Source organism: Paenibacillus sp. 01T47 (assembly GCF_056398245.1).
The window spans coordinates 296,237-318,116 of sequence record NZ_JBFTPA010000005.1 but is presented as its reverse complement, the minus strand read 5'-3'; the positions used below and the strand labels follow the sequence as shown (position 1 = coordinate 318,116).

At 45.1% G+C, this 21,880-nt stretch carries 16 protein-coding genes; 3 read left to right on the top strand and 13 right to left on the bottom strand.

What is annotated here, in order from left to right:
* Nucleotides 1-119: 119 nt before the first annotated feature.
* From AC1DOV_RS13295 to AC1DOV_RS13250, 10 genes are all read right to left on the bottom strand, one after another.
* The gene (locus AC1DOV_RS13295; RefSeq protein WP_477550180.1) at nucleotides 120-2,972 is read right to left on the bottom strand and encodes an ABC transporter permease; all 2,853 of its coding nucleotides are present in this window, start codon (nucleotides 2,970-2,972) and stop codon (nucleotides 120-122) included.
* Between the two features lie 55 nt (nucleotides 2,973-3,027).
* A complete protein-coding gene (locus AC1DOV_RS13290) occupies nucleotides 3,028-4,770 on the bottom strand; it encodes an ABC transporter ATP-binding protein (protein WP_477550179.1) in 1,743 nt (580 codons plus the stop codon).
* Nucleotides 4,771-4,975: 205 nt separating this feature from the next.
* A complete protein-coding gene (locus AC1DOV_RS13285; RefSeq protein ID WP_477550178.1) occupies nucleotides 4,976-6,289 on the bottom strand; it encodes an ABC transporter substrate-binding protein in 1,314 nt (437 codons plus the stop codon).
* A 43-nt stretch (nucleotides 6,290-6,332) separates the two neighbouring features.
* A complete protein-coding gene (locus AC1DOV_RS13280) occupies nucleotides 6,333-6,929 on the bottom strand; it encodes a thioredoxin domain-containing protein (RefSeq protein ID WP_430060237.1) in 597 nt (198 codons plus the stop codon).
* Nucleotides 6,930-6,945: 16 nt separating this feature from the next.
* The gene (locus AC1DOV_RS13275; RefSeq protein ID WP_477550230.1) at nucleotides 6,946-7,464 is read right to left on the bottom strand and encodes a MauE/DoxX family redox-associated membrane protein; all 519 of its coding nucleotides are present in this window, start codon (nucleotides 7,462-7,464) and stop codon (nucleotides 6,946-6,948) included.
* 382 nt (nucleotides 7,465-7,846) lie between these two features.
* A complete protein-coding gene (locus AC1DOV_RS13270) occupies nucleotides 7,847-9,163 on the bottom strand; it encodes an ABC transporter substrate-binding protein (protein ID WP_477550177.1) in 1,317 nt (438 codons plus the stop codon).
* A gap of 72 nt (nucleotides 9,164-9,235) precedes the next feature.
* On the bottom strand, nucleotides 9,236-9,505 hold the full coding sequence (locus AC1DOV_RS13265; RefSeq protein WP_477550176.1) for a hypothetical protein: 270 nt from the start codon (nucleotides 9,503-9,505) through the stop codon (nucleotides 9,236-9,238).
* Between the two features lie 260 nt (nucleotides 9,506-9,765).
* Nucleotides 9,766-10,242, bottom strand: a complete 477-nt coding sequence (locus tag AC1DOV_RS13260) for a GNAT family N-acetyltransferase (RefSeq protein ID WP_477550175.1) — start codon at nucleotides 10,240-10,242, stop codon at nucleotides 9,766-9,768.
* A 29-nt stretch (nucleotides 10,243-10,271) separates the two neighbouring features.
* Entirely contained in the window at nucleotides 10,272-12,089 is a 1,818-nt protein-coding gene (locus tag AC1DOV_RS13255; RefSeq protein ID WP_477550174.1) for an ABC transporter ATP-binding protein, read from the bottom strand.
* The gene (locus AC1DOV_RS13250) at nucleotides 12,076-13,935 is read right to left on the bottom strand and encodes an ABC transporter ATP-binding protein (RefSeq protein WP_477550173.1); all 1,860 of its coding nucleotides are present in this window, start codon (nucleotides 13,933-13,935) and stop codon (nucleotides 12,076-12,078) included. Before AC1DOV_RS13250 ends, AC1DOV_RS13255 begins: the two co-directional genes overlap by 14 nt.
* Nucleotides 13,936-14,133: 198 nt before the next feature.
* Here AC1DOV_RS13250 and AC1DOV_RS13245 point away from each other — a divergent pair, with 198 nt between their 5' ends.
* The 3 genes from AC1DOV_RS13245 to AC1DOV_RS13235 are packed head-to-tail and all read left to right on the top strand — an operon-like array spanning nucleotide 14,134 to nucleotide 16,759.
* Nucleotides 14,134-15,144, top strand: a complete 1,011-nt coding sequence (locus AC1DOV_RS13245) for an ABC transporter ATP-binding protein (protein ID WP_441880457.1) — start codon at nucleotides 14,134-14,136, stop codon at nucleotides 15,142-15,144.
* Nucleotides 15,145-15,157: 13 nt separating this feature from the next.
* Nucleotides 15,158-15,946, top strand: a complete 789-nt coding sequence (locus tag AC1DOV_RS13240) for an ABC transporter permease (RefSeq protein ID WP_477550172.1) — start codon at nucleotides 15,158-15,160, stop codon at nucleotides 15,944-15,946.
* Between the two features lie 18 nt (nucleotides 15,947-15,964).
* Nucleotides 15,965-16,759: an ABC transporter permease gene (locus AC1DOV_RS13235; protein ID WP_477550171.1), complete on the top strand. Its 795-nt coding sequence runs from the start codon at nucleotides 15,965-15,967 to the stop codon at nucleotides 16,757-16,759.
* Nucleotides 16,760-16,804: 45 nt separating this feature from the next.
* Here AC1DOV_RS13235 and AC1DOV_RS13230 read toward each other — a convergent pair whose 3' ends face one another.
* The 3 genes from AC1DOV_RS13230 to AC1DOV_RS13220 all read right to left on the bottom strand — a co-directional run bounded on the left by AC1DOV_RS13230 (nucleotide 16,805) and on the right by AC1DOV_RS13220 (nucleotide 21,844).
* On the bottom strand, nucleotides 16,805-18,427 hold the full coding sequence (locus tag AC1DOV_RS13230) for a response regulator transcription factor (RefSeq protein ID WP_477550170.1): 1,623 nt from the start codon (nucleotides 18,425-18,427) through the stop codon (nucleotides 16,805-16,807).
* A gap of 7 nt (nucleotides 18,428-18,434) precedes the next feature.
* Nucleotides 18,435-20,171: a sensor histidine kinase gene (locus tag AC1DOV_RS13225; protein WP_477550169.1), complete on the bottom strand. Its 1,737-nt coding sequence runs from the start codon at nucleotides 20,169-20,171 to the stop codon at nucleotides 18,435-18,437.
* Nucleotides 20,172-20,251: 80 nt separating this feature from the next.
* Nucleotides 20,252-21,844 carry an ABC transporter substrate-binding protein gene (locus AC1DOV_RS13220; protein ID WP_477550168.1) on the bottom strand — a complete coding sequence of 531 codons (1,593 nt, stop codon included), beginning with the start codon at nucleotides 21,842-21,844 and terminating at the stop codon, nucleotides 20,252-20,254.
* Nucleotides 21,845-21,880: the final 36 nt, after the last annotated feature.

The window sequence follows — 21,880 nt, the reverse complement described above, 5'->3', positions numbered from 1 at the left end:
AATCCTTTATAATGTTACCCAATCTTTACTTGATGAAAAAAACGAGGCACAAATCGGAACCCGATTGCCGATAGAATGCAAAAAACACGCCGGTTCTGGCGTGTTTTCATGTTGGCCTATTATTCCTCTCCCAGCTTAAGCGCTTGGCTAATTCGCGTACGCGACAACCGGTAGACGAGAATCGACAAGCCGATGCCAATCGTGAGCCCAACGATGCCATAGAGCTGCACATAATCTCCAAGCTTGCGCACGATTTGGAACGGCGGCACTTGCTCCGTTGTTGCGAAAGACATTTCGAACAGTGGAACGTATAGATCGCTCGTCAAGTTGCCGATATAGACGCCGATAATGATTGCGGCTCCCGAGGTGAGCGCCTGCTCGCTGACAAGCATGCTGAATACCTGGTGGAACGGAATGCCCATTGCCTGCAGCACTCCGTATTGAAGCGTGCGTCCGGATAAGGTCAGTACCCAGAAGATCAAGAAGCCGAAGAAGCAGATGAGCATCGCAACGGCAAAACCAAGCGTCATAACGCCGTTCATTGCCATCCGCAGCGGAGCGTTCGCGGACTGTATCAATTCCTGCTTTGCGTCACGGACACTCACAAGCGGAATTCCTTTCTCCGCAAGCTGATCGTAGATATGCGAGCTGGAAATGCCGGCCTTCAGCTTATACCATACCTCGTATGGCTCGAATCCAATTCGATTCTGAATTGTACCCAGATGTCCAACGATCAGATGAGGTTTCTCCGTCTCCTTGTCTCCAAACGACCTTTCGGAAGGTAGAGGATTCCATGTCGGCCAATAGTCGATAATGCCATATACAGTGAACACGGCTTGGGATTGTCCCTGCCAATAAACCCGAATATTATCGCCCGGCTTTACGCCGTGCTCCTCGGCAATGGAACGAGAGACGAGCACCGCCATCGGGTCTGGCGCAATAAGATTAAGATAGTTGTTAATGTGAGAATCAAGCAATCCGTCTTTCATCCAGACCGTCTTGCCGTAATCCAACGTGTCGATGCCGATTATCGTCATAACGCCAGAGCTCTTGTTATTCGTTTCTACGAAAAACGCGTCTTCCTTCCTGAACACTTTGGCTGCCGATTCCACGCCATCCAGCTCTCTCATCGGCTGGATGGGCGGCTCAATGTACTTCATTTGCTTCGAATTCGGTGCCAGACTTGCTTGACCTCCGGAATCGGACTCGTAGGTTTCCCACTTGGCCTTCACCGTGATATCCGCGCCGATAGCATATTGAATTTTACTTTCCATATTATCGTTAATTGTCCGCGCTGCATTGGCACTGAACAACCCTGTCGCTACAGTCATAATTAGAAACACCTTGATCGTCAAATATTGGCCAGATGAGCGACTGATCTGCACAAGCGAATGGTAAAGCGACGGCGGCCACCATCTGCGACCAGCCCAATATAAGAACCGAATGAACCATGGATAGACGCGAAGCGCCAATAGCCCCCCGCCAAGCGCGAACATTGCGGGCATGAAGAACAGCAGAGGATCAACCTGCAAGACATTGGCATCGAGCGCAAGCCGCTGCAAATCGTCCATTCGTTTATTGAAGTTAATCAGTAAATAGATGGCCAATCCGACCAAAATAATATCAATTCCGCTCTTGTACCAGAACGAGAGCTTAGCTCCTCGAGCCATCTCCTGCTTGTGGCTAACGATGCTGACGCGAGTAGCCATAAATGCCGGAATCAGGATCAGCAGAAGCGCCGCACCAACGGCAACCGCTCCAATCTTGTAAGACTTGCTGCTCAAGCTGATCTCAAGCGCCGAACGCTGGACGAACTCCAGAAAGCCGCTGGAAGCGCCCAGCAATTGTGTGAATTTCACGCCAAGAAACGGTCCGATCGCAAGTGCACTGAGGCCAAGAAGCAAGCCTTCTACGGTATAAGCCGTCATCAGCTGCGTACGGCTTGCTCCTCGGCTGCGCAGCACGGATATCTCCGTCTTCTGCTGATTAATAATCAGGTTTGCAACCATATATAAATAGAAGGAGAGCATTAGCATGACGGGCGTATACAACGCCAACATCATAACGGTCAGTTGACTCTCCGTCGCATGATATGATGCCGCTGTCGGCGTTGCCGGAATTTCGACCTCGGCAATGCCGATATAACCTTGGAAAAAACGTCGAATCTCGGTATCCGCCTTAACGAGCTGATCGATAAACTCAACGTTCAACTGCTCATATTCCATAGCATAACGCCATTCTAGGAAAGCGATTGCCGCTTTACCTCCTTGTACAAACTCGCGCTCGAACGTCTCGAATGGAATCATGAATCCGTCAACGACCTCTTCTGCAACAAAAGGCAAATATGGCTCCGCATTCGGATCGGTTACAATAAGTCCAACAGGGATTACACGGAAGCGTGCACGATCCCCTGTCATCACTTCGGCGATCAGTTCTTCTCCGAGCTCCCTCTTCGTCGACAGCAAGAAGCGTTCTGTAACGAGCGCCTCGTAGACGCCGTCCGTTCGATCGACGGGCATCCGTCCCTCAATAAGAAGAACCCGATGTTCCATGTCCGTCAGCGTCCTAAAGCCGCCTGTCGCATTCAGCACTTTCTTCTCTTGCTCCGACGCGTCCGCCCCGTATATTTTCATTTTTGATGTAAATCTTTGTTGGTAGAACGCTCTTGCTTCCATTCCCAACCGCTCGGGTATCAATTGTACGAATTGATCGGCCTCGGCGATCTGGCTTCTCGTCTTCTCGTCCGTCGTCTTGGAGGAGACGGTCGTACTAATTCCTACATATCCAGGAAATACAGCTTCCCTCTCTTGAAGCTGCTGGAGCTCCCTCAGCAACGTCCGCTGCAGGATGGCATCAGAATAAAGGGGCATCGAGCAGAATAGAGCCACACATACAGTCAGACCGAACCACAAGTTCAGCTGCAGCCACTTATTATTAACCACCTTGCGGAGAATCATCGTCCATAATGCCATATATACACCCCCGTCCTTGATATGAAGTTCATAGCAGGTTGGTTAGAAACCTAGATTATCGGTAAGCCAATGACTGCAATTCGAACATTCGGCTATATTCCCCTTGCAAGCTTAGCAATTGTTCATGTGAGCCTTGCTCGACTAGTGTGCCATTCTTCATGACTAGAATATGATCCGCCATTCGGCAGCTTCCGAGTCGATGAGAAATGAGCAGCGTAATGCGGCCTTCGGCCAGCTCCGTGAATCGCTTGAACAACTCCGCTTCAGCCATCGGGTCCATGGATGCTGTAGGCTCGTCAAGTACCATAATTGCAGAATCTCGCATAAACGACCTTGCGAGGGCAAGCTTCTGCCACTGGCCGACGGACAGCTCGTGCCCCCCATCAAAAATCGGGCCGAGCAACGTATCCATACCGTCCGGAAGCCCTTGTACAACGTCCGCGGCACCGGACCGCGCGGCAGCCGCCTCAATTGCGGCCAAGTCTTCCATCCGGCCTACATCGCCGAACCCAATATTCTCCTTCACGGATACTTGGTACCTTAGAAAATCCTGGAATACCGCTCCAGTACGGTCGCGAAATGTGTTAACGTCCAGCTCCATCAAGTCAACGCCGTCGTATCTTATAGAGCCCGAATATTCACGGTAAAGTCCAATCATGCAATTAACGAGCGTGCTCTTGCCCGCGCCGTTCTCCCCTACAATCGCTACTGTCTGATTCGGTTTGATTCGGAACGAAATATCGTTAAGCACGGGCTTTAGGCTGGTTGGATAGGCAAAAGTCAAATGATCAACGGTAATTCCTTCCGCAATGGGGCTGTTTAGCACATGCCGTCCCTGCCCGTTCTCTTCCTCCTCCGAATCCAAAAAGTCGTAATACTCGTTCATGACGAGCGTTTCCTCGTAGATGGACGACAAGTTCTGAGCAATCATGCGCATTGAAGCTTGAGTCGTGGCCAGCACTTGCGCGATCGCGACATAAGCCCCGAGCGATAGCTGCTGTGAATAACATACCCAGACCGCATAACAGGAGAATAAAAAGGCAAGCACTCCGTTCAGACCTTCAATTCCTATTCGCATCTTTTGCGCTCGAAGCTCGACCTTCTTCTGCTCGCCAGCATTTTTCCAGAAATATCCTCCCCAATAGTGTAGCAGCTTATTAGCGTGCCGATACAATCTGACCTCCTTAGCGGACTGACGGTTGGTCATCAGATCGAAGAAGTAGAACAGGCGCCGCGAGAACGGCGTCTGCACACGCATCAGCCAATACTTCCATTCACCGATTCTCATATGTACAACAAGCGTCGGAACGACAACAAGCACCATTCCCAGCGACAATACAAAGCTAAAATGCCACAGCAGGGCGAAGAATGAAGCGACCGTGAGCAGCGATTGGCCAATGGAAAAAAGCTGCTCTATCAGTTGAAAACCTCGAAAAGAGACGTTCATCTTAGCCCTTTGCAGTTGATCATAGTATTGTGGCTGCTCGAATCGAGACAGCGGAATACTCATTGATTTCCCCGCCAGCATCGTTTCCATTTTGAATTGCGTCTTCTGTTTCATCAGCATCGTCATGTATTGGGCTGCGGCATCCAAAAGCGCGCCAATCAGCAGCAGACCGCCGCTTGCCGCCAGCCACTTGACGGGCTCCGACATCTCGCCATCACGCGTGAGCAATCCGGCGACCGCATCTGTTAATTCCTTCACGACCAATACCTGCATAGCCGGAATGAATGCGCTCACAACTCGCATAACGAGAAGCAGCAGCACAAGTGGCGCCGATAAACGCCACACGAGCATCAATGAACGCCCCAGTATGGCTATTATGCTACGAATCCCGATGTTCGGTCTCTGAGTTTGATTTGTCATATTCATCTTCTCCATTGCACGCATAGGATTCCGGCTGCTCAAGGTGATGCCATAAAGTCAGTTCAAGCATGAGACGCCTCCTTTTTATCTTTCACAGTTTCATAACACTTCGAAAAGTTGTTTCGCGTATGCAATTTCATTTCAACTCCAGCTCTAACTCTAAAGCATAATGGTGCAGGGATTCACGAATCGGCAGGCCATTATGAATGGCAGCTAACCGATTAGGACTGCTCCATTGCTCAAAGTATGGCATGGAAAATGCCTCATGCATGAAGAGCGCTGCCGGAACGGAACGTTTCATTTCATGTATAATTAACGTTTTCCTCTCAGTGCTGGTTGTTACTGCTAAGGGCCTCATATTCGCTTGCAGCGTATAATCCGATATGTCCGAATAAATGGTGTCTTTATCCTCCATTAAATATTGCAGCAGCTTTAATGCCAGCTCCTTATTCTTCGACCGTGAGGCAAGAGATAGGCCCGATACATGAGCGGGATTAATGCCGCCATCTCCCGTAGGAAGCCCGGCAATGCCAATCAGATCATTGCGCTGGGATATTGCCTCGTAATTATTCGGGTCGCCAACAGACGCATATTCGACTGCAAGCGCAATCTCGCCGTCTAATAAATCAAAGGGCATTGCCGGCGGAATCGTGCCATTGACAACTTTCTCTCTATACTTTGTTCCGATGCCGACGAGCCACTCGGCACTTTTGATCGCCGCTTCACTATCGAGATATCCACGGTATGTGACACCATCTACCGCTGCGATACGCCCGCCGTTCAAACTTGTCGCCCACTCCAGCGTATACGGGTTAAGTGGAATATAAACGGTCTCTCCTGCTGCTCTCAGCTTGACAATCGTATCGTTCAGCTTTTCCCAGTCCCATTGATTCGAAGGAGGGTCCAGTCCAAGCGATTCAAAAGCTTGCTTATTATAGTAGACAATCATTGGATTGATCTTGCTCTTAATGCCCAGCACGTAGCCGTCATTGGAGGAGATCACATATTCGCTAACGCCTGTTTCATTCATATTCAGCGGTTCAATTGCGCCGCGCCGATACAATTCTAGCATCTGATTAGGCGCAAGCTCGAAGATATCCGGTACATCCTGTGCCCTCTGCGTTACTGTATACAAGTCGGCTGGCTTTGTAGTTTTTATCCAAGTCGGCACAGAATTAGAGCCTTGTGTCAAATTATAATCATTTATCCAACGAATCGTAATGTTCGTATTGGGATTGAGATCTCCAAATCGTTCGATTTTCCGCGCTAGCCGATGGTGCTCCACACCGTAAAACGAGCCGTTAATGGATACAAGCTGGATGGTCAGCGTGTCTTTCGACTTGGGTTCCTCACTGTTCCGTGCTGCTTCTTCAGCTGTTGTTGTCGACACGCAGCTGGATAATAAAGTGATGAAGAGCAATGCTACATTTATCATCATTGTGTATTTCACGACAGGGCTCCCACGATGTAAAAGTAATCTGTCAGATAACCGATTAGACTTGCTGCTCTGCATTAGATCTTTGCCGATAGAAGGCTAGTCTGCTTTTCTTCGACTGCTTCGGAGCCCACGTAAGGAGAAGGTCAAATTGCTCTTCATTCGTAATCAATCCTTTGGATGTGACTTTACCATCCGGAGATAGCAAATAGCCGAATGGGAAACGATCGGTCTTAATTGCTTTCAAACTTTCCTCGTTCTCCAGTTGAACAATCGGCACCATCAGGCTGTAGTTATGACCGATTGCCTTAACCTCTTGCAAATCACCATACATCATTGAGATAAACTCGTATTGATCGTTTTTGTTCTGCATGAAAGGATTGATCAGTGGATATAACGTCGTGCATGTGCCGCAGGTCGGAGAGGTGACCAATATAATTTTCTTTTTTCCTGAATCATTATGAACCGCAGCTTGTCCGCCAGTGATCGTCTGAAAGTGTGTTACTGGAAATTTCTCCCCTAGCGGCGCACCGAAATCGGAGTACAACAGTTCTTTTAGCTTGAAAGGCATATAGACCTTATTGCGCAACCGCAGCACACTGACCGCTAACATTATGACTAATAACCATAGAACAGCATTCGCAATGGATTGCATGTTATCCAACTCCCCCTTACTTGGAACCGTCACTTGCTAAAGTACCGAATGCCGCGTACGGCATTAAACTGTAAACCAGAAGCACACCGATCGAACCAACTCCAGCATAATAGATATCTTCGATTGGATACTCCGCCCATACAGTTGTTGTTCCGGTTGATAAGAGATATAGGGTAATGACAAGTAACAGGACAACCCGTAGTACCGTATTCCAACCGAACGACTCTGGATTAATATTGCCGAAGCAATTACAGGCCACTTTCAGCTGGCGTTTATATGCCCGGTAGATAGACCACACAAAGCAGCCTAGTAAAAACAAGATTATTAAATACGCGAGATACTGAGTCCCTGAAAATATAAGAAGGATCGAAACAGATAATTCTAGCAGTACAACAACAGCTGCACTCGGTAAAACAAGTCGACGGCTGATTTCTAATTGTTCAATCGTCTTCTTAAAAACTGTTAAACTGATTAGTTTTCCGAATCCAGACAACAAAAAGGTAATCAATAACAGGAACTGCAAAAAGGGACCCATCACTTTATGATCCTCCTATTCCAACATGAAATATAATGAGAAAACACGGCATAAAGCCGTGTTTTCTCATTATTGTAAGCATGTAGTCCACTGATTTTAAAGGTTGCAGCAACCCGACGAAGTCTGGGATAGAATGACACCATCACATACGTAATTCACCAGTTGAACCCCCAGTTTAGAAGAACCTCCGCAGGAACTCGCCAGACAGCCCCCTGATTGATATCCACACATATAATCACCTCCGTTTCTATTTTTTTACCAAGACCAGTCCTTGGAGAGTACAGACTACAGAATCGACAAAACTCTCGGACTCACAATCATTTTAACATTTATGGAATATTTTATAATACATGTCTAATTATTGGTTTTTGACTTAAAAACATTATTTGTCTCTCGCATCGCTATCCAGTTGATCCGCATACTGTTTTAGCATATCTCTAATTGACTGCCCGTCCCTGATCGCAAGCAGTGGTTTTGGCAAAAATAATTGTATCGCGTCATAAAAACCGATTTCGGCTACCTCATGCGTATTAAGTATTGCTGGAACGGACCTTTTCATAGCCTTTATAATTATCAATTTCCGTGCAGCGTCCACTGGCTCCTTCAAGGTTCTTGTAGCGGTCTGAAGTGTATGCGAAGCAATGTCCGTATACAATGAATCTCGGTCTTCTGATAGATACCGAATTAACTGCATAGCCAATTCTTTATGTTCTGATTTCGAGGTTAGGGATAATCCCGATATTAAAGCCGGATTATGACCGTTCGTTCCTACAGGTAACGCTGCCACTCCGATTTGGTTATTCTCTTGCGCAATCTCCTCATAGCTGTTTTTCATAGATATATTAAATCCATACGCATATTCTATCGCTAGCGCGATTTTACCATCGACCAAATCGTAAGGCATAGGGGGCCGTAAATCAGTTAAGGACATCGAGGCATATTCCATTTTCGTTCCGATAGTCATAATCCACTTGGCAGCTTTAATTGCATTATCACTATCGATATAACCGGCGAATGACCTGCCGTCTACTCCGACAACACGTCCACCGTACAGTCCCGTTGCCCACTCCAGTGTAAATGGCGATAGAGGAATATAGAGCGTCTCTCCCGCAGCCTTCAGCTTGACGATCGCATCGTTCAACATATCGATATCCCATTTTTCCGAAGGAACTTCAATCCCCAAGGTAGCAAAAATATCTTTATTGTAGTAAAGAATCATCGGGTTAATCTTGCTTTTCATACCCAGAACATATCCGTCATTAGTCGCAATCGCATAATCATCTAGATCCGATTCGTTCAAATTTAACGGCTCGATAACTCCCATCCGATACAATTCTCGCATCTGGTAGGGCACCAGTTCAACGATATCCGGAACGTTATTAGAGTCCTCATACAGCTCAGAAGGTACCTCAATTGGAGTCCAAGGTGCAAACAAAACTGGAGATTTGCTATATGGATTATTATAAGACTGAACCCACTCGATCTTAATTTCCACATTCGAATGCATATCGGCAAAACGCTGGATCTTCTGAGGGAGCGTATCCCCGCTATAACGACCAACCAGCTTAATTGTTAGCTGCTGTTTCTCCCCGACTCGAGCAGACGTATCGTTATTCCTGAGTGTATGCGATGACGACATACAACTCGATAACATCATAACGAACATTAGCAGTATCCCCAGTTTTCTGATGTTTGACATGAACATATTTCTCCTCTACGCCTTTACTTCACATGACAATGTAATGCCAGATGCTAATCTCGAGAGCCAAATTCAATATCTAATTCTTTCGCATATTGCTAACGCCTCTCTCCCATTCTGTCCATTCACGATCACTTGAAGAGACTTGGTGCTGCTCAACCATTTTTCTTGCTCAATATTCGACTTTCCTCCAACATTCACGGGTTCATCTAATTGATCGTAATTTGTACATTCGGATACTTTTCGCGGAAACGGTCGATTTTTTGCTTTTACAATTGTCGTACAGCCGGATATGAAGACCGTTTTTAGCAGTAAGATTGCAAATAACCTTTTGAATTTCATGACGCTCATCCTCCTTTTGCTTGTTCGTCAATGTATACGAAATATTTTCTTCATAAAAAAGTGTAACTTTTACATCTTTTGTAAACAACCTTTTGTTCAATGGTTTCTATACCTGTTAGATGATGGGATTTTCCACACAAGAGCATGGGTCAGATACTCATTTCATCGCACTAAAAAACAAACAAGCAGCCGACATGGTCGACTGCTTAACCGTATTCTCCAGTGTAGCGCACATAGAACTGCGGATTCGACTGATTTCATTAACGCTTACATAGAACAAACTCAGCATATACCTCACTAGAAGGGTGGGTATTTCCTGTTTCAACAAATCCTAATGAGGCATATAAATTTTTCGCAATTATGTTTTCGGGGTTATAGGTAACTTCAACAACCCTCGCTTCACCATGAGGAGATGTCTTAGCGAATTCTACAGCTTTTTCCATGGCTTCCTTCCCATACCCTTTGCCTTGATATCGCCCATCAATCATGATTTTAAAAACGCCATAGCTGCTGTATTCGAAATTCCCATTTCCATCGTCATAATACATCATGATAAAGCCGACCATAGTCTCATCTTTATAAATAGCAAATGTAATAATGACCTGCCCCTCTTTTGATGCGATATATGCTTCTGCGAGTGCATGTTGATTAGAGGAGATAAAGCGTTTCTGTTCCTCTGCAACTTTCAGCTCAATACATTCAATAAAGTTGTCCCACGTTATTTCTCTAAATTCCACTATCCAAGCCACCCCACAATCATTATTTTTCAAGCTCCTACAACCACGCGGTAACGTGATGCCTGAAGGTTAAACATTTGAGCGTACTTCCCGTCCATTCTCATAAGCTCTTCGTGTGAGCCTTGCTCAATTATTTGACCATTTTCCATCATGAGTATGCGATCCGCCATTCTGGTCGTCGATAAGCGGTGTGAAATAAAAATGATGGGTCGATCTTCTGCCTTCTCCAGCATCACTTGATTCAAATGATATTCGCTCATTGGATCCAAGGCGCTGGAAGGCTCGTCTAATAGGATGAGAAGAGTCGGCTTGGCGAACACTCTTGCGATCGCTACCTTCTGCGCCTCTCCACCAGATAGCTCTATCCCGGCGTCGTCAAACTCCTTGGTAATGGAGGTATCGGTCCCCAATCGCAAGGTCTGCAGCTTATTGCCAAAATCACTTTTCTCCAGCGCTTCTCTTACCAGAAATGAATCGCCGGATGAAAACTGATTCATGACGACATTTTGGGAAAGCGTAGCAGCGAACAGCTGATGATCCTGAAACACTGAGCTAATCTTCATACGATAATCATCCAGCTTGAACTGATCGATTTGTATCCCATTTAAACGAATTTCTCCCGAGCTTGCATCGTATAGACGCATGATCAGCTTCGTCAATGTCGTTTTTCCGGCACCATTGTAACCAACAATTGCAATTTTCTCACCTGGCCTAATGCTGAAATTAACATGATGAAGAATACGCGGCCCGGATGGACCATATTGGAACGATAACGCTTTTAGCATTAATCCAGTAAACTTATCCGGCACAGGCAGTGGATCTTCAACTTCCTTCAGAGCGTTCTTTTGCTCCAGGAAACTTCTTAACTTCTCGATGTACAAGCTGTTTTCTTGCATCTCACTGATGAGCGTCGTCATATATTGCATGTTGCCTTTTAGACGCCATGATGAATTCAACAGTGTAACCGCGCTACCAAAGCTTAACGTTCCTTTCACTAACGTCATAAAGACAACATAAGTCACGTACAGGCCGCTCAATATCAACTCATTGAAGAAATACTCTGAGGTGAAGTTTAACCAAAACTGCTTTTTTGAACGTTTTTTAACAATCCCGTGCATTTCTTTATGCGTATCGGTGAAATCTCTAAAAAATTTCTCCTTGATGGAATAAAGTCTTAATTCCTTCGCGTAATCAGCCAAGTAAAACAATCGTTTCAGATAGATTCGTTTACGATCCTTTTCGTTAAGCTCCATTCTCATTTTGTACCTGATTTTATTGGAGATCATGCTGACAATCAGAGTTAGAATGAAAGACGCGAGCACAAATAGCAAACCAAGCTTGTCAACAAACAAGAAAAAGCTTATAGAGGTTATAATAACCGTGACGGATCGGCACAATTTTCTAATGTTGTTTATCGTAGCATCAATTCGATTATGGGCATCATTGGCGCTCCATACATAATCATTATAATAAACAGGATCATCATAGTTGGCCAAATCGGTGCTAATCGCTTTTTCGTAGAGATCCATCCTTATTTTTTGATAAAGCAATTCCTTTCCTTTCGGTTCAACGCTTTGAAAATAGATGCTGTCCAGCACAAAGCAAATTGCGATAAACAAAATTGTAAGTCCGATATATAGAGCAACGGTAGAGAAGGAAGTTCCATATTGAACGCTGTCGAATACAAACTTAATCAAAATGACATGCTCAATAAAAATTTCGATTTCCTGCAAGCATGCATACAAGCATGTAAAAATGATATAGTTGCGGGAATGGCGCAGCCCGTATTTCATAATAAACCAATTATTTTTAAGGACTCTAGTAAAGCTATGCTTATTGGGCTTCATGCAGATTCACCACCCCTGCCAACTCTTCTTGATCAACATACTTTTCCGCTTGCTTTAAGAATAGCTCCGCATATTTCCCCTGCAGCTGCATCAATTCCATATGTGAACCAGACTCTCTGATTTCGCCATCCTCCATGAAATAAATACGATCTGCAAGCATAGCTGATGACATGCGATGAGAAATAATAACAACAGCTTTATCCTTGCAGGCTTCCATCATACTTTCAAAAATTTCATATTCCGCAATCGGATCCAACGCGCTCGTAGGCTCATCAAGCACGAGGATTTCAGCCTGTTGCGCAAAGATTCTAGCTATCGCAATCTTTTGAAACTCGCCGCCTGATAAAACAACCCCGTGTTCATCAAACTCCTTCGTGAGCATCGTATTTATTCCCTCCGGCAACGAGGCTACCTTATCATAAACTCTGCTTTTCTTGAGTGCATCTATGACGAGCTTGCGGTCTGCTTCGGAAACCAAATCACGCATAAGCACATTCTCTGCAATCGTCATCGAAAAAATCTTGAAATCCTGAAATATGGTTCCATACATTGAGCGGTATGACAGGAGATCAAACTCTTTAATATTTTGGCCATTCCATAATATTTCGCCGTCAGTAGGATCGTACAATCGCATCATGAGCTTGATTAGCGTTGATTTGCCGGCGCCATTATGGCCGACTAAAGCAATTTTCTCGTTCTTATTAACTTCTATCGTAATATCGCGAATAGCAGCCTCAGCTGCCCCATCATAAGTAAAGTTAATATGCCTAAATGTTAATTTCTGTATTGGCGGCGCAATTGCTTTAACTGGACCGGCATGCTCCTCGATTTCGGAAACGTAGCTTAAAAAGGTTTTTAAATTTTCAATGTAAATGCCGTTTTTATTAATTTCTACAAAACTATCAGACAATCGGATGAGCGACCACGCACCGCCGACCATTGCGCTTCCCAGAACGATAAAGGAACTGATAGAAATCGACTGCTTGACAATAGCCAAATAAGCTCCATACAACAGAACCCCTTGGAATATTAGTGTAAAGGTTGTAAATATCTTGAAAAAGGAAACAACTCCTGCTTTGACTCGATACTTATGAACGACCGAAATGGCACCGTCATACCCTTCTATATAGGTGTTTCTCAGAACTGAAAATATGCGGGACAGACGGATTTCCTTGGCAAAGTGGGATAAATAGATGACACGGTTGACATAATCCATTTTTCGTTGGTAGGGTACCCGTTCATTATTTTGCTGAAACTGGATTCGGTTAAGCTTTTTTCCAAAATAAAAATTTCCGAAAATAGGCAATAAAGCAAACCATACCACCCATGGGTCAATGGCGTACATCACGGCAAATATGCTAATCGTTGCGAGCGATACGAATATCACCCTTGAGAGATTTTCAAGAACAGCGCTGACTCTTTGATCGGCTTCTTGAATGGCTTTTGTATACTTGTTATAAAACTCATAATCCTCAAAACATTTCAATTCTACGGATGCTGCCTTCCGAAAGAGAATGAGATACAGCTTCTCATATAACTTGAGATCACTTAAGGGTTTGAAGCGAATTTCATACCAATTGTCCAGTAAAATTAAAGCAAGTATCAACACTAACGTCATAATTATGAAATGGATAATTTGCTGAAAGTCCCTTTCGATTGAAATAGACTCAATGAGGTACTTCATGAAATATACAGAAAAAAACACATTGCCAATCATTCTACCGGCTTGAACTGCAAAATCCGCCAGCACTCTCTGTGGATGTATACTCCAAGCTAATCTGAACACAAATAAGTTATTGGCAATAATCACTTTAATATGTTGAATTGTAAGTTTATTTTTCTCCAAGGCCGTTTCTTCCTCCAATAATTAGTAATTCAAAATTTACTACATAGTGGAATTGGAAACAACCTGTCAATTAGCTGATCATTCACCCGTCAAATCATAGTTTATTTTACATTTTATTGAATTTACTGCCAATATCCCTTAAGATTGTTAAGCTGTAAATAATCGAAGTAGCGATAAATTCTAAAGGCAGGTGACGATGTGAGTATAATAGCTGTTAACCGAATTACTAAGACGTATCGGCAATACCGAAGATTTCCTGGACTGATTGGGTCCGTTAGAAGTCTATTTACAAGGCAATATACGGAAGAAGATGCTGTTAACAATATGTCCTTTACGATCAATGAAGGAGAAGCCATTGGTTATCTGGGACCAAATGGTGCGGGTAAATCTACAATGATTAAAATGATGACAGGCATCCTGGTCCCAACGCACGGAGACATTAAAGTACTCGGCGCAGTACCGCATGAAGCAAGAAAAGCGAATGCACAGCAAATCGGGGTCGTTTTCGGACAACGAAGTCAATTATGGTGGGACCTTCCCGTCACTGATTCCTTTGATCTTCACAAATACATCTATAAAATACCAGATTCTGCTTTTCGTAAAAATCTGGAGCTTTGCATGAGTCTGCTCTCCATCCATGAATTTGTGCAGAAGCCTGTAAGACAGCTCAGCCTAGGGCAACGTATGCGAGTTGAGATCGCCATGGCGCTGCTTCATGAGCCCAAAATTCTATTTCTCGATGAACCAACGATCGGTCTAGATGTCATGGCCAAGGATCAAATTCGGCGCTTTCTCCGCACTGTAAATCGGGACCGTAAAGTAACGATCGTATTAACTACCCATGACATGAAAGATATTGAAGAAATTTGCCCACGTATGCTTGTCGTTAACAAAGGAAGCCTGGTCTACGATGGCTCTGTTGAAGATTTGCGAGCTAAGCTAGGAAGTGAAAGGAAAGTTATCATCGATTTCCGAGTCGATCCCGGGCTGATCGATATCCCTGGCATTACGATGCTTCAGGACGAGGGAATACGCAAAACCTTTCTAGTACCGCGAGGTGAATCAACCGTATTTGAACACGTCAGCCGGATTGCCTCCCAATATCCTGTAGAAGACGCCTCTATTGAAAGCCTGGATATCGAATCTGTAATACGCAAGTTGTATCTTCAACTAGCTAGCGAGGAACAAACGATCAGCAAAATCGGATGAGAAGGAGCAGACAATGTCGACCTATTTTTTGTTTACGTTAAAGGCCTTTGTTAACCAGTTAGCATATCGTTCCGAAGTATGGCTTCGTCTGCTGGGCAACTATTTTGCAATACTCATCCAAGTGGAGATTTGGAGGGCCGTTATCGGAAATGGCGGTTCAGCCAGTACGACAGTCGAACAAATGATTACATATAGTATACTAAACACCCTCCTTTTTGCTCTTTTGCTAAACCGGGTCAGCAGTAAAGTTGACGGCAGTCTTAAGTCCGGCAGTATCGCATCAGAGCTCGTCAAGCCGCTCTCCTATCCTTTATATCTGCTTTTTGACGGGCTTGGACAATCGCTTTATCAGTTCATTTTCACAGTTATCCCCTCTCTGATTCTTGCATGGATTTTGTTCGGGATGCTTCCTCCTGCTTCCACGATACATTTCATTGCTTTCCTAGTGGCTCTGCTAATGGCTTTAATACTTTCTTTTCTTCTTGGTTATCTTGTTTCTCTTCTGGCCTTTTGGTTCTTAAGCCATTTTGCGCTCAGTTGGACGCTTGGCGGCCTAACTACCATTTTCAGCGGTTCGTTTCTGCCCTTGTGGTTCTATTCCCCTTCTTGGGCAGCGGTCGCCAAGTTGTTGCCATTCCAATATCTAGGTTATGTACCTGCGGCGATTTATCTCGGTAATCTGAACGAGGCAGAATTATGGAGAACCGTCGCGTTGGGATGTGTATGGATCATCTTGTTGCTTGTTGTTGCCTATTGGCTTTGGGGCAAAGCCGTACGGCGATTAATTGTTCAAGGAGGCTAATAAGAAAGGAGGCGTACTATGACTTTATTACTCTTCAGTAAGCTGGTTCGATTATTGTTGAAAGAGAAAATGGAATACCGAGCTGATTTTATACTTTCTGCCTTCGCGCAAATCATTTCCTATGCAGGAGACTATATTGTCATTTGGCTGTTTATGAAGCAATTCAACTCGATTGCTGGCTGGAACTGGCCTGAAATTGCTTTGCTTTATAGCATCGGATTATTTACATATGCACTTGGCGCATCCTTTTCTTTCGTGCAAATGTCGGGTCTAGAAGGTCAAGTTCGGGAAGGCACATTCGATACGCTGCTCATTAAACCTGTCAACCCCTACTTATACCTGATTAGTCGCGGTTTTAACCTGGCATACGTCGCCCATATCAGTATTTCCGGAACTGTATTGATTTGGGCCATCGCTCAATTAAATTTACAGTGGGCGTGGACAGAATATGTCTATTTACTGCTTGCTTTAATCAGCGGTGCAATGATTCATGCTGGATTGCTCACTGCTATTGGCGCTACAACCTTCGTGTGGGTGAGGACGGGATATTTGTTTTCATTGTTTTTCCATTTGAAGGAGTTCATATCCTATCCTCTTCCCATATTCGGAACAGTGGTTCAGCTGCTCTTGACCGTTGGCGTTCCACTCGCTTTTGTCAATTTCTATCCTGCAGCCTTTCTTTTGTCGTACGAGACATCGCTAATACCGCATTGGGCCAAGTGGCTGGTCCCGCTCGCGGGTCCGCTGATTTATGGACTAGGCTACCGCTTTTGGATGTACGGCGCAAACAAGTATCAGGGAGCAGGCGGATAAATCTTTGCCGTTCTTAAAGTCCGTATCGTTGTGTAAAATGATTAATTAATCCCGTTTTTTCCGTGCTCGATATTGCTGTGGCGTTACGCTGACAATTCTTTTGAACAAGTTCGAAAAGCTTCCTAAGCTGGTATAACCTATACGCTCTGCAATGTCTGTAATCTTGTATTCGGTTTCTTCCAGCAATCGTTTGGCCTCTTGGATTCGTTCCTGAATGATGGCATCCGACAAAGATAACCCGGTTTCCTTCTTGAACAATCTGGATAAATACGCCGGGTTCAGATAGACATGGGCAGCCATTTCCTCCCGGGTAATCTCCTGGTTCAATCGTGAACGAATGTAATGTCTAATCTTGGTAACCACAGCAGAAGATACTTTGTTGCTTACCGTGAGAAGTCGTACGGTTGCCTTCAGGCAGCATCTCGTCCATTGTTGCAGGGCATCCGAGTGCTTGGGATAGCTTTCCTTATCTGTCAAGCTCTTTAATTCGGCCGACTTGTGAATAGATAAACCTTTTTGGGCCAATATGGTGTGAATAATGAAGAGAATACCGTGGATAAACTGATGATGAGATTCCTTTGTCCATGTATTTCCTTCACTGCTCCAGAACCATTGCTTCACGCGGCGATCCAGCTCTTCTAACTCACCAAGCTCCATAATAGTGGACCACTCCGCAAATAAGCTTAGTGGAGCTACAGCCTGCAATTGTTTCATGCTTTTTTCCATAGGAGTAGAGGCAGGCATGAATACTTGCCGGGATCGAGTTAAATTGTGCTGCTCTCTCTCTGTCACATACGTGTAGGCGCTAACGATTTCCGGTAATACTACCGTCGGACTAATATAAATAGATAAGGAGCATTGAAGAAGCCGTTCGCACTCGTTCAGAAACTGACGGCAATTGTGATTAAGCACGCTGTTAATAGAGGTTTCTTCACTTCTCACATATACGATCGCCAGATTAAGCCCTGTATGATCCTGAAATACAACACCTTCCAGCTCTAGCAGAAGCAGTTCTCCAGCCAAATTGCGAAGCGCGTATTCCATAATGGCTTCATCCCGCGCGCTCAGATTATCTTTCCATTGCTCAAGTCCAAACAGAACCAGGATATAACGATCACCAGGCTTGATCGACAAGCCACAAGTTTGTGCGGATCTTTGTAGCGAGTCCGGGAGCAGAGATGCCCGCTGACTAAGGATGTCCTGCCAGAAGCGTTCCACCAATATAGGCAGCTGATGTTCCCATTTTCTTCGATAGTCCTGCATCAGAGCTTCAAACTTTTTTTGTTCTTTTTGCCTACCGACCTCTGCAAAAGCATCGCTGGCCACTTTCTTCAATTGCTCATAATCGACGGGCTTCAGCAAATAATGGAACGCTCCATGATGGATGGCGCGCTGCGCGTACTCAAAGTCCGCATGACAAGTAAGCATAATCGTCAAAGTGTACGGCGAATGCTGCTCCACCCAGGCCAACAAATCCAAACCGCTGCTCCCCGGCATTTCGATATCGCAAATTAGCAAATCAATAGTAGTGTTCCTTAGTATCTTCAATGCTTGATCCACGTTCTCCGCCAAACTAATGTGCGTAACGCCCAGCACGCTCCAGTTCACGCCTTGCTGCAAACCGAGCAAGGCAAAATATTGGTCATCAACAATTAAGATTCTATACATACGATAATCAAAGCCTCCTTTGCATAGGCAATTTGATATTCACTATTCCGCCGCCCTGTGGATCATTGCTGAAGGCTATATTCGCGCGTCCATCATAGAACATAATCAAGCGTCTGCGCACATTCCATATCCCCAGTTGACGGTCTGTGGGCTCCTTTTCATATAAGCCAAGGTTAAGCATGACCAATTGCTGCTCGGAGAATCCAGGTCCAGAGTCGCGGATTTCGATGGCCATGCATGAATCCCCTTCTTTACTAGTTTCTTTACTTACCGTGACGTTGACTTCAAAATGCTTGGCATTATTAATAAATCCATGCTTCATAGCATTCTCCACGAACGGTTGTACAAGCAATGGCGGCACAAGGACGTTCTCAAGTTCCTTGGGCACCCGTTCGTGAAAACTCAACTTGTTCGGGTACATAACCATTTGGATTTCAAGGTAGTTTCGGATATGATTAAATTCGCTAACAAGCGTAATCCACGCATCGTTGGTGCTCATGATGAACCGGAAATAGGAGACGAGGTGGCTGATCATCTTTTTAATCAGTGAATACTTCTGAAGCTCTACAAGATGGAAGACGATATTTAAGGAATTCATGAAAAAATGGGGATTGATCTGGGCCTGAAGATGCTTAAGTTCGGCTTGCTGCACTTTCATTTGCTCTTCATATACGAAGATTTTTAAATTCCCAATTTGTTCAGCCATCCGATTGAACTGTTGTGTAATCAGTTGGAACTCCTTGGATTTCTCTTCCTTTAAACGGTAATCCAACTGTCCCTTGCCAAGTATGCGCATCCCGCTTGCCAACTGCTGAATGGGTTTAAATACAAGCCGGCTTAATAGAAAGAACAATACAACTAGAATGACAACTACCGCTATGGGAATGACCTTAATTACGCGTTGGAACAGAGGCAGCTCGTCCAGCAGCAATTCTTCGTCCAATAAAATGAAAACGTTGAGATCCGAAAAAAGAGACGGTTTACCTACGAACAAATAGCTGCTGCCGTCACTAAGTGGAATAGAAGCGCTAGAGCGATTCGATTGATCGTTCAGATGGCTACGGATGCGGACAAGATCCTCATTGGCGAATTGCCCCCACAACAGATGCCCCTCTTTGGATATAATGCCGATTTTCTCGTCGCTCTCTACGGACTCCAACCGGATTAGAGGCTGAGCTAATGAGTCAATGCTGACAAGTACACCGATGAGCAGCCTTCCACTTTTATCCGGAAGTGCCTTAAATAAGACCGGCTCGCCGCCGACGTTAATGATTTCCCACTTCAAGGACGTCGGAAGCTTGAACTTCTTCAGCCGAGCGGACAGACCGGCACGGATAGCCTCCTTCTCCTCGTAATACTCCTTTTGACTGCTGAGGAATAACTCCTCCCGGTCAAGATGATACACGAATACACTGCGAATAATAGAGTAGTAGCTAACATCGCTATACCATTGATCCATTAATTTTCTGATAGATAAATAATAGTTTACACTGTCTGGGTCGCTCTCCGAGTATAGCTCGAGCAGCATACTTTCATTTGCCGTTCGCAGCAAATAAGTACTGGTCTGCTCCAGCAGCTCATCAAGAGCGCCTAAATGAAGGGTCAACGTGTCCGATGCGGATTTCGCTACTTTCTCACGAACAATATTTGTGGAGTAGATATTGGTGTAGTAAAGAAAGAAAAAAAGTGGCGCCACTAATAGCAGGACGAGTGCGCTTACTTTAAATTGCAATGAAAGTCCCACAGTTCCACTCCTTTGTCTAGTATATGAACGCCCATGCGGCACGAAAGGGGAAAGACCATTTCGGTCTTTCCCCTGCCTGCTTATGACTGCTTCGCCTTCCACTCATCGTACTGCTTCTGAACTTCGGCGCGGATTTTCTCGATACCGTTGGCCTTTAGCTTGTCGTTGTATTCTGCCAATACCTTGTCGGCATCCAAGCTGCCCGTTTCAAGCAGCGGACGATATTCCTTGATAATGTTGCTGACGACGGACACCTCTGTTTTGACAGCGTCTGTATTGAAGTTGAAGCCAAACGACCTTACTTTGTGAGCTTTTTCGTTATAGGCTTTGAATTTCTCCCATTTGTCCGAGCTTTCGCCTTCCCATAAATAAGTGAGGGTCTGATTCCCGAACATCCACTCGATTCCTGGCGCCCACCCCGTATCCGCACGGGTAGCAATGCCATCTTTCAGCTTAATGAAATTATCCTTGCCCTCTACCTTGACATATTGCCGTCCTTCCACACCGAAATCGATCAGGTTGACAATATTTTTATCGGTATGGAGAAGGTTCAGAAGCATCATTGTCCGCTCGGGATCGACGGATGTGCGCCCGATCGCCATCATGGAGTTGCTGACGCTGGCTGTACTGATTTCGGGATCATTCCCTCTAAGCTTGACGAGTTCAATACCCGTGGCACTGGAATCTTCCTTGTCCGAATCAGGTTTATCGGAACCGAACTTCATCCAAGTTTTGCCTGCCTTTAATGCGTCTTCGGCGCTCGTTTTGGTCGTTGCGGCATCTTGGTTAATGAATCCCTTTTTGAACCAGTCGCTATAGAGCCTCATCCTGTAAATAGCCGCATCGGACTCCATCGAGCTGATGATCATCTTATCTGTCTTTGTATCCAATACGATTCCAGCAGGTGCTCCGGCTACAAGCTCGTAACGGAAGTTTTCTTCCATGCTCGGCCTTGTTTTATCGAAGTAACTCAGCGTATCGGAGCCACTGCCTGATAGCCAGATTGGAGCAAGCCCTGGTTCCTTATCTTTAATGGTTTGAAGCCACGGCTCCAGATCTTCCAGTGTGTTGATCGAGTTGATATCAAATCCGTATTTATCGATAAGATCTTTCCTGAACATAATCGTGTGGCTCTCGCCGATTTCTTTGTTGGTTGGGATCGCGTAGATTTTCCCATCTACTTTGCCGCCATCGAGAAAACGAGGATCCAGTGTCTCCATAATCCCTTGTCCGTATTTGGCCAACAAATCGTCCAGCGGGAGAAACGCCCCTTTGGTTACGTTGTTGGAAAAATCCGCCCAGTTCGGAGCAAAAGTTAAGTCTACTTGCTCTCCGGATTGATAGGCCAGCGCCATCTTCTCAGACCAGGAGGACCAAGGCAGTCCCTGAAAGTCGATTTCGGCGTTGATTTTTTCTTTCAAGTATTTATTGATTTCTTCTACAACTGCCTTGGAGTCGTTTTGCGGAAAATTGCCTACCGTATATACTTTGAGCTTGCGGTAGGTGGATATATCGGGATTGCTTGATCCGATATCCTCGGATGGCTTGCTTGTTGACAGCGGTTCTGCATTAGGTGAACCGGATGATCCTGAATTGGTGCTGCAGCCTGACATGACCAGCATAGTCGCGGTTACCCAAGCAAGCGCCATGCCCCACCCTTTCGTTTTCTTCATTTCTTGAACCCCCTATAAATTTTCATATATTCTAAC

Coding starts and splice junctions, on each gene's coding strand:
- AC1DOV_RS13280 (WP_430060237.1), bottom strand. CDS start 6,929: ATGCAATCCATTGCGAATGCTGTTCTATGGTTATTAGTCATAATGTTA.
- AC1DOV_RS13270 (WP_477550177.1), bottom strand. CDS start 9,163: ATGTCAAACATCAGAAAACTGGGGATACTGCTAATGTTCGTTATGATG.
- AC1DOV_RS13255 (WP_477550174.1), bottom strand. CDS start 12,089: ATGAAGCCCAATAAGCATAGCTTTACTAGAGTCCTTAAAAATAATTGG.
- AC1DOV_RS13240 (WP_477550172.1), top strand. CDS start 15,158: ATGTCGACCTATTTTTTGTTTACGTTAAAGGCCTTTGTTAACCAGTTA.
- AC1DOV_RS13290 (WP_477550179.1), bottom strand. CDS start 4,770: ATGCTCGTGTGGCGTTTATCGGCGCCACTTGTGCTGCTGCTTCTCGTT.
- AC1DOV_RS13230 (WP_477550170.1), bottom strand. CDS start 18,427: ATGTATAGAATCTTAATTGTTGATGACCAATATTTTGCCTTGCTCGGT.
- AC1DOV_RS13265 (WP_477550176.1), bottom strand. CDS start 9,505: ATGAAATTCAAAAGGTTATTTGCAATCTTACTGCTAAAAACGGTCTTC.
- AC1DOV_RS13275 (WP_477550230.1), bottom strand. CDS start 7,464: ATGGGTCCCTTTTTGCAGTTCCTGTTATTGATTACCTTTTTGTTGTCT.
- AC1DOV_RS13235 (WP_477550171.1), top strand. CDS start 15,965: ATGACTTTATTACTCTTCAGTAAGCTGGTTCGATTATTGTTGAAAGAG.
- AC1DOV_RS13220 (WP_477550168.1), bottom strand. CDS start 21,844: ATGAAGAAAACGAAAGGGTGGGGCATGGCGCTTGCTTGGGTAACCGCG.
- AC1DOV_RS13295 (WP_477550180.1), bottom strand. CDS start 2,972: ATGGCATTATGGACGATGATTCTCCGCAAGGTGGTTAATAATAAGTGG.